This is a genomic window from Streptomyces phyllanthi, from assembly GCF_009377205.1.
Lineage (GTDB): Bacteria > Actinomycetota > Actinomycetes > Streptomycetales > Streptomycetaceae > Streptomyces > Streptomyces phyllanthi.
Genome location: NZ_VJZE01000411.1, coordinates 1 through 8,372 on the forward strand (window position 1 = coordinate 1; position 8,372 = coordinate 8,372).

General features: G+C 70.3%; 6 protein-coding genes and 1 pseudogene. All 7 read right to left on the bottom strand.

The genetic code is table 11. The annotated features are described in order from the left end of the window. Positions 1–35: 35 nt before the first annotated feature. On the bottom strand, positions 36–1,055 hold the full coding sequence (locus FNH04_RS36160) for a TIGR03842 family LLM class F420-dependent oxidoreductase (RefSeq protein ID WP_152790072.1): 1,020 nt from the start codon (positions 1,053–1,055) through the stop codon (positions 36–38). 11 nt (positions 1,056–1,066) lie between these two features. Then, positions 1,067–2,470, bottom strand: a complete 1,404-nt coding sequence (hydA, locus tag FNH04_RS36165; protein WP_152790073.1) for a dihydropyrimidinase — start codon at positions 2,468–2,470, stop codon at positions 1,067–1,069. A gap of 169 nt (positions 2,471–2,639) precedes the next feature. After that, positions 2,640–3,482, bottom strand: coding sequence for a nitrilase-related carbon-nitrogen hydrolase (locus tag FNH04_RS36170; protein ID WP_152790074.1), 843 nt, complete (start codon positions 3,480–3,482; stop codon positions 2,640–2,642). A gap of 180 nt (positions 3,483–3,662) precedes the next feature. Beyond that, positions 3,663–5,225 (bottom strand): PucR family transcriptional regulator, encoded by a 1,563-nt coding sequence (locus FNH04_RS36175; RefSeq protein ID WP_152790075.1) that lies wholly within the window; start codon positions 5,223–5,225, stop codon positions 3,663–3,665. A gap of 192 nt (positions 5,226–5,417) precedes the next feature. Beyond that, entirely contained in the window at positions 5,418–6,704 is a 1,287-nt protein-coding gene (locus tag FNH04_RS36180; protein WP_322724829.1) for an aspartate aminotransferase family protein, read from the bottom strand. After that, on the bottom strand, positions 6,701–7,543 hold the full coding sequence (locus tag FNH04_RS36185; protein ID WP_152790076.1) for a nitrilase-related carbon-nitrogen hydrolase: 843 nt from the start codon (positions 7,541–7,543) through the stop codon (positions 6,701–6,703). The genes FNH04_RS36180 and FNH04_RS36185 overlap by 4 nt, the downstream gene beginning before the upstream one ends. A 186-nt stretch (positions 7,544–7,729) precedes the next feature. Further along, positions 7,730–8,372: pseudogene (locus FNH04_RS36190) on the bottom strand (hypothetical protein); the annotation flags it as partial.

Here is an 8,372-nt window from a genome sequence, read left to right on the forward strand (position 1 = left end):
CGGTGGTGCCGTGCGTCAGGAGCCGGGGGCGGTGGTCAGGAGTTGACCGCGGGGATGACCTGTGTGCCGTACGCGTCGATCACGGCCTCCTGGGCGTCGTGCATGTCGTACACGGCGAACTGGTCCACGCCCAGTTCGCGCAGCGCGTTCAGCTTCTCGATGTGCTTCTCGACCGGGCCGACGACACAGAACCGGTCGACGATCTCGTCGGGCACGAACTGGGTGTCGGGGTTGCCGCTGCGCCCGTGGTGGGAGTAGTCGTAGCCCTCGCGGGCCTTGATGTAGTCGGTGAGCTCGTCGGGTACGGCGGCGGAGTGCTCGCCGTACTTGGACACCAGGTCCGCGACATGGTTGCCGACCATGCCGCCGAACCAGCGGCACTGCTCGCGCGCGTGGGCGAGCGCCTCCGGCGAGTCGTCCTCGGTGACGTACGCGGGGGCGGCCACACAGATCTTGACATCGGACGGGTCACGGCCGGCCGCGACCGCCGCGTCCTTGACCGCCTTCACCATGTACTCGGTCAGATAGAGATCCGCCAGTTGCAGGATGAACCCGTCGGCCTCCTCACCGGTCATCTTCAGGGCCTTCGGGCCGTACGCGGCCATCCAGACGGGAAGCTCGGCACCGGGCCTGATCCAGGGAAACCTGATGACGGTGCCGCCGAGGTCGGCCTCTCCCCCGCTGCCCAGGGCCCGGATGACCTTCATGGCCTCGCTGATACGGGCCAGGGTGTTGGGCTTGCGGCCGGCGACGCGCATCGCGGAGTCACCGCGCCCGATACCGCACACGGTGCGGTTGCCGAACATGTCGTTGAGCGTGGCGAACGTGGAGGCGGTGACCTCCCAGGTGCGGGTGCCCGGGTTGGTGACCATCGGGCCGACCTTGAGCTTCGACGTGTTCGACAGGATCTGGCTGTAGATCACGAACGGCTCCTGCCACAGCACGGCGGAGTCGAAGGTCCAGCCATAGGTGAAGCCGTTGCGTTCGGCCCGTTTCATCAGGCTGATGACCTTCGAGGCCGGCGGGTCGGTCTGCAGGACGAGTCCGAAGTCCATGTGCTCCGCTCCTAGGTGAGGTACTGGCAGGTGGAGCGGGGGGTGTAGACGCCGTGACCCGCGCGTCCGGTGAACTCCCGCTCGGTGATGACGGGTTCGCCGCGCGAGAGGACCGTCTCGACCCGGCCGGTGGTGCGCTTGCCCTCGTACGCCGAGTAGTCGACGTTCATGTGGTGCGTCTCGGCGGACATGACCTGCTCGGCGTGCGGGTCGTAGATGACGACGTCGGCGTCCGCGCCCGGGGCGATGGTGCCCTTCTTCGGGTAGAGGCCGAACATCCGGGCCGGGGTGGCGCAGGCGATCTCGATCCAGCGGCGGCGGGAGATGTGCCCGTCGACGACGGCCTGGTGGAGCAGGTCCATACGGTTCTCGACGCCCGGGAGGCCGTTGGGGATCTTGGAGAAGTCGCCGCGGCCGAGCTCCTTCTGGCCGACGAAGCAGAAGGGGCAGTGGTCGGTGGAGACCACCTGGAGATCGTTGGTGCGCAGGCCCTGCCACAGCTTGGCCTGGTGCTCCTTGGGGCGCAGCGGCGTCGAGCACACGTACTTGGAGCCCTCGAAGTCCGGCTCCGCGAGATTGTCCGTGGACAGGAACAGATACTGCGGGCAGGTCTCGCCGAAGACGTTCAGCCCCTCGTCGCGTGCCCTGGCCAGCTCGGCGACCGCCTCCATGGCCGACACGTGCACGACGTACAGGGGTGCCCCGGCCACCTGGGCGAGCTTGATGGCGCGGTGGGTGGCCTCGGCCTCCAGCAGCGCCTTGCGGACCTCGCCGTGATAGCGGGGGTCGGTCTCGCCGCGGGCCAGGGCCTGCTCCACGAGTACGTCGATGGCGATGCCGTTCTCGGCGTGCATCATGATCAGGCCGCCGTTCTCGGCGGAGCGCTGCATGGCGCGCAGGATCTGGCCGTCGTCGCTGTAGAAGACGCCGGGGTAGGCCATGAACTGCTTGAAGGAGGTGACACCCTCCTCGACGAGCAGGTCCATCTCCTTGAGCGTCTCCTGGTTCACATCGGAGACGATCATGTGGAAGCCGTAGTCGATGGCGCACTGTGCGTCGGCCTTCGCCATCCAGGCGTCCAGACCCTCGCGCAGGGAGTGGCCCACACTCTGCACGGCGAAGTCGATGATGGTGGTCGTGCCGCCCCAGGCGGCGGCCCGGGTACCGGTCTCGAAGGTGTCCGAGGCGAAGGTGCCGCCGAACGGCAGCTCCATGTGCGTGTGCGCGTCGACGCCGCCGGGGATCACGTACTTCCCGGTGGCGTCCATGGTGCGCTCGGCCGTCCAGGCCTCGGCGGCCGGGGTGCCGCTCGCGGCGAGGGCGGCGATACGGCCGTCCTCGATCAGGACGTCTGCGTGGATCTCGTCGGACGCGGTGATGACGAGACCACCGCGGATGACGATACGGCCGACCATGCTTTCACGCTCCGTTCGGTTGTCGGAAAAGTGCCGGTCGTCTGGGGCTGGTCGCTCCCCCAAGTTCTCGGCTTCGCTCGAACAGGGGGGACCCCCATCGCGGCGGAAGCCGCATATCGGGCACAGCCCCGCGCCCCCGAGAGATTCAAGGGGCGCGGGGAGTGCCTTGTTACGGCGCTGTCAGCGGGTCGTACGCCTCCGGGCGGCGGTCCCGGAAGAACTGCCAGCGGTCGCGCACCTCGCGCAGCTTGGCCATGTCGAGGTCGCGGACGACGAGTTCGGTCTCCTTGTCGCTCGCCACCTCGCCGACGAACTGCGCCTCCGGGTCCACGAAGTACGAGGTCCCGTAGAAGTCGTTGTCGCCGAGGTCCTCGACGCCGACCCGGTTGATCGCGCCGATGAAGTACTCGTTGGCGACCGCCGCCGCGGGCTGCTCCAGCTGCCACAGATAGCGGGACAGTCCGCGCGAGGTGGCCGACGGGTTGAACACGATCTCGGCGCCCGCGAGACCCAGCGCGCGCCAGCCCTCCGGGAAGTGCCGGTCGTAGCAGATGTACACGCCGATCCTGCCCACGGCGGTGTCGAAGACGGGCCAGCCCGCGTTCCCCGGACGGAAGTAGAACTTCTCCCAGAAGCCGGGCACCTGCGGGATGTGGTGCTTGCGGTACTTGCCGAGATAGGAGCCGTCCGAGTCGATCACGGCCGCGGTGTTGTAGAGGACGCCGGGCTGCTCCTCCTCGTACATCGGCAGCACGAGGACGAGGTTCAGCTCCCTGGCCAGCGTCTGGAAACGCTTGACGATGGGGCCCTCGGGGATCTGTTCGGCGTACTCGTAGAACGCCTTGTCCTGCACCTGGCAGAAGTACGGTCCGTAGAACAGCTCCTGGAAGCACAGGACCTGAGCACCCTGCGCGGCCGCGTCCCTGGCCGCCTGCTCGTGTACCTGGATCATCGATTCCTTGTCGCCGGTCCACGCGGTCTGGAAGACGGCGGCACGGATCACTCTGCTCATCGGGACCTCCGGTCGCTCGGTGTGCGGTGAGCTTAGGAAGTCGCGAAGACCGCTTTGAGTTGCAGCGTGTCACGTCTGCGGGCACTTGGCGTTCCACGCTGTCACCCTCGCGCGGTCCCATGTTTCACCGCCGTTTTCCCAGGTCGTCCCAAGTTGCAGTGGTGTTGCGCGGCCGAGGTCTCAGCCTTGTTGCGCGTCGTGCGCGAGGAGCGCGATATGCACGGACGCGGCCTGTTCGAAGTCGTCGAGGTCCACGCCGAGGCGGGCCTCTATGGCCTCCAGACGGCGGTACAGGGCGGGCCGGCTGACATGGTGCAGCTGGGCGGTGCGCGACTTGTTGCGGCCGGTCGCGAGATAGGTGCGCAGCACGGGCAGCAGGTCCTGTTCGGCGTGGCGGTCGCCGCACAGCAGCCCGTCGAGCTCCCGCTCGGCGAAGGCCTGGACATGCGGGTCGTCCCGCAGCAGCCGGACCAGCCCGCGCAGATGGACGTCGCGCAGGCGCACCACGGCCGGCAGGTCGAGGCCCGCCGGCGACTGGGCCACGGCGTCGGCAACGTGCCGGGCCTCCCGCAGTCCGGCGGGCACGTCCTCCCACGCGGTCCGCGCGTCGGCGGCGGCCACGACGGTCCGGCACTCTCCGGTCTCCGAGCGCAGCCGGGTCGCGAAGTGCGCGGCCAGTGCCTCCGCGTCCTGGTCGTGGGCGAGGCTCAGCAGTACGGCGGTGGCGCCCTCGGCCAGTTCGGCGGCGAGCCCGGCGAGCCCCACCAGGCGCAGTACGCGGTCGAGCTGCGCGGGTTCGCCGTCGCGGACGACCAGCGGGACGAACGTACGGCGGTTGACGGGGAGTCCGGCCGCCCGGGCCCTCGGCAGCAGCTGTCTGGCGGGGACGACCCCGGAGATCAGGTCGGTGAGCAGGCTCTGCGCGGACTCCTCCTCCCAGGAGTGCGCCGAGCCGCCGAGCATACGGTGCAGGACGAGGGCCTCGGCGGCGCGGTCGGCGAGCAGGCGTCCGGTGGCGGTGTCGCCCCGGTAGCCGCACAGCACGATCCGCCCCCAGCGCTCCCCGCGTCCGCCGAGCTCGGCCCGCACCCAGCCGTCACCCTCGTTGCCGCCGGCCTGGCGCGAGATGCGTTCCCAGTCGCGCAGTACGTCGTCGACCGCGGACCGCTCCCCCGCCGTGGCGAGCACGCGGTGGGCGAGGTTGGTGACGACGACGGGACACCCCGCGTACTGGGCGATCTCGTCGAGGAGGGCCTGCAGCGGGGCGCACGCGGTGATGAGCCCGGTGAGCGCGGTCCGTACGGCCTCCGACAGGCTCACGGCCGCGAACTTGCGCCGTACGAGCCGGGACTGGACCTCCTCGGTCAGCTCGGCGAACGGGAACGGCCGGTGGAGCACCACCAGGGGCAGCCCGCACCGCTCGGCCGCCCGGCGCATCACGTCGGGCGGCGACGGGAAGGCCCGGCCGAGTCCGAGGACGACGGCCGCGGCCTCCGCGCGGTGCAGCGAGCGGATGTACTCGGCCTGGGCCTCCGGATCCCCGGCGAGGAGCACCCCGGTGGTGAGCACCATCTCGCCGCCGCTGAGCATGACGCCCACGTCGGCGGCCTCGGCGACATGGACCCAGCGCACGGGCCGGTCGAGATGGCCGGCGCCGGCCACCACCTCGGGCTCTCCGGCGAGGACCCGGTCCAGGGTGAGGACCTGGCGTACCGACAGGGCGGGTTCCAGGGCGGTGGTCATGGGCGTACCCCTTTTTCTGTGGCTCGGTTCGCCTCCGGGGCGCCGGAGCCTGTGCCGAGAGGCCGACCGCGCTCGGCCCTTCGGGCCTCCGCGCTTCCCGGAAGGCGCCGGCTCCGCTCGAGCGGGGAGGTGCCCCCACGGCCTCTCGACACAGGCGTGCCCCTTCGGCTCACTCGCCCGGCTCAGCTGCTGCTACTGGACACTCCTCAGGGCGCCCTCCAGGATGGCGGCGCCCTCCTCCGCCTCGGAGACGGTCAGCGACAGGGGCGGGGCGACACGCAGTGCGCTGGTGTTGTGGCCGCCGCCCTTGCCGATGAGCAGGCCTCCCTCGCGGGCGGCTTCGAGCACGGCGGATGCCGCGTCCAGGTCGGCCTGGTCCGTGCCGGGCTTGACCAGCTCGACACCGATCATGAGTCCCCGGCCGCGTACCTCCCGTACGCCCGGAACCTGCGCGGCGATGGCCCGCAGCCGCTCGATGAGCAGCCCGCCGACGCGCCGGGCGTTGCCCTGGAGGTCGTGCTCCAGCAGGTAGTTGAGGTTGGCGAGGCCGGCCGCCATGGTGATCTGGGTGCCGCCGAAGGTCGAGATCGAGTTGCTGTCGAGGCAGTTCATGATCTCGGCGCGGGCGACGACTCCGCCGATGGACATGCCGTTGCCGATGCCCTTGGCGAAGGTGAGGATGTCCGGCGGGCCGTTCTGGCCGTGGGCCTGCCAGCCCCAGAAGTTGTCGCCGGTGCGGCCCCAGCCGGTCTGCACCTCGTCGGCGATCCAGAGGATGCCCTGTTCCTGGAGCACCTCGCGGAAGGCCGCGTACAGGCCGTCGGGCGGCGCGGTGAAGCCGCCGACGCCCTGGACGGGCTCGGCGATGAGGGCGGCGGGTGGACGGGTGTGGCCGAGGAGGTCCCTGAGGTCCTCGACGCAGGCCGCGATGAAGTCGGCGTCGCTCAGATCGGCGAACGGGCCCCGGGTGCGGACGCCTCCCTGGACGTACAGCGTCTGGAGCGGCGAGAGGGAGGTCGGGGACCAGCCCCTGTTGCCGGTGATGCCGACGGCGCTGAAGGAACGCCCGTGGTAGCTGTTGCGCATCGCCAGGATCTGGTTGCTGCGGCGGTATGTCGTCGCCAGCAGCAGCGCGGTGTCGTTGGCCTCGGTGCCGGACGTGGTGAAGAAGACCCGCGCGTCCGGGATGCCGGACAACTGCGCGATCCGCTCGGCGAGTTCGACCATCGGCCGGTTGAGGTAGAGCGTGGACGAGTGGATGATCCGCCCGGCCTGCTCGCTGACCGCCTTGGTGACCTCGGGCAGCGCGTGCGCGGTCATGGTGGTGAGGATGCCGCCGAAGAAGTCGAGGTACCTGTTGCCCTCGGAGTCCCACACGTGGCGGCCCTCGCCATGGGTGATCTCGACGGGGTCGGCGTAGTAGAGGGCGAGCCAGTCGGGAAGCACGGCCCTGTGCCGCCCCAGTAGTTCGTTGCTCACGGCTGTACCAGTCCTTCGTACGCGTCGGGTCGGCGGTCCCGGTAGAACGCCCACTGTTGCCGTACTTCCTCGATCAGGTCGAAGTCGAGGTCCCGTACGACGAGTTCCTCTGTCCTGTCGCTCGCCACGTCGCCCACGAACTGCCCGCGCGGGTCGACGAAGTAGCTCGTTCCATAGAAGTCGTTGTCCCCGTACTCCTCCCGGCCCACACGGTTGATGGCGGCGATGAAGTACTCGTTGGCGACGGCCGCCGCGGGCTGCTCCAGCTGCCACAGGTAGGCGGACAGACCGCGGGAGGTGGCGGACGGGTTGTAGACGAGCTGGGCGCCGTTCAGACCGAGCTGCCGCCAGCCCTCCGGGAAGTGGCGGTCGTAGCAGATGTACACGCCGACCTTGCCGACCGCCGTGTCGAAGACGGGCCAGCCGAGGTTCCCCGGTTTGAAGTAGTACTTCTCCCAGAAGCCCTTGACCTGCGGGATGTGGTGCTTGCGGTACTTCCCGAGGTACGAGCCGTCCGAGTCGATCACGGCCGCGGTGTTGTAGTAGAAGCCGGACTGCTCGACCTCGAAGACCGGTACGACGATCACCATGCCCGTCTCCCGGGCCAGCTCCCGCATACGGGTCACGGTCGGCCCGTCGGGTACGGGCTCGGCCCAGCGGTAGTGCTCCGGCTCCTGCACCTGGCAGAAGTAGGGGGCGTTGAACACCTCCTGGAAGCCGATGACCTCGGCTCCCTGCCGGGCCGCCTCGCGGGCGTGCTCGATGTGCTTGGCGATCATGGACTCGGTGTCGCCTGTCCAGGTCGCCTGGACCAGAGCGGCGCGTACGACGTCGGCCATGGAGCTGCTCCTTCGACGGGGGACGTCAGAGAGCCTCTACGCCCGTAGACGCAGGTCGTAGAGGCTTGAACGTAAGCCTCCCCGCCCACCTGGGCAAGACCATCGCCGTTAACCGGAGCAGTCGATCATGTTTCGCACCCCTCCGGGTGACCGCCCGGGCCGCGTCCGGCGGGAATCAGGCGGGAATCAGGCGGTGAGACCCGCGACGCGGAGGGCATGGACCAGATCACGGTGGCGCCCCTCCGAGACGTCCCGCGCGGCCGCGAGGAGGAGGGGGCCGAGGCGCTGCGGGTCGTTCTCCGCGCTGCGGGCGGCTTCCTCGGGGGTACGGATGCGCACGTACGCGTCCAGGAGCGCGCGCACCTCCCGGTCGCGCCCCTCGCGGACCAGGCCGAGGACGGCGGCGCCGATCTCCTCGGGCGGGCGGGCGACGCCCTGCCGCAGCATCTGCTCCCCGTCGGCGGTACGGCCCGCCGCGGCGAGCGCGTCCGCGACGGCGACCAGCTTGTCGGCGGGCAGCGAGGCGGCCTCCCACAGGAGGGTGGCCCAGTCGGCGCCGAGGTTCGCGCGGTGCAGTTCGGCGGCGAGCAGCGGGAAGCGGGCGGGCGGCCAGTGGGCGGCCTCGACGAGCAGGGCGTGTGCCTCACCGCTGCGGCCCTCGCGCCGCAGGGCTAGCAGGGTCTCGACGGTCCCGGAGACCTCCCGGCGCGCCTCGTCGCCGAGCGCCTGCCGACGCTGTGACGGCGAGTGGGGCCGGGGTTGCGGCGCCGACAGCGGCTCCTCGGCCACTCCCCCGTAACGGGCACCTCGGGGGGCGCGGGTCCTGGGA

Excerpts from the sequence above, each read along its gene's own strand:
- FNH04_RS36185 (WP_152790076.1), bottom strand. The coding sequence starts at position 7,543 with ATGGCCGACGTCGTACGCGCCGCTCTGGTCCAGGCGACCTGGACAGGC.
- FNH04_RS36175 (WP_152790075.1), bottom strand. The coding sequence starts at position 5,225 with ATGACCACCGCCCTGGAACCCGCCCTGTCGGTACGCCAGGTCCTCACC.
- FNH04_RS36170 (WP_152790074.1), bottom strand. The coding sequence starts at position 3,482 with ATGAGCAGAGTGATCCGTGCCGCCGTCTTCCAGACCGCGTGGACCGGC.
- FNH04_RS36160 (WP_152790072.1), bottom strand. The coding sequence starts at position 1,055 with ATGGACTTCGGACTCGTCCTGCAGACCGACCCGCCGGCCTCGAAGGTC.
- hydA (WP_152790073.1), bottom strand. The coding sequence starts at position 2,470 with ATGGTCGGCCGTATCGTCATCCGCGGTGGTCTCGTCATCACCGCGTCC.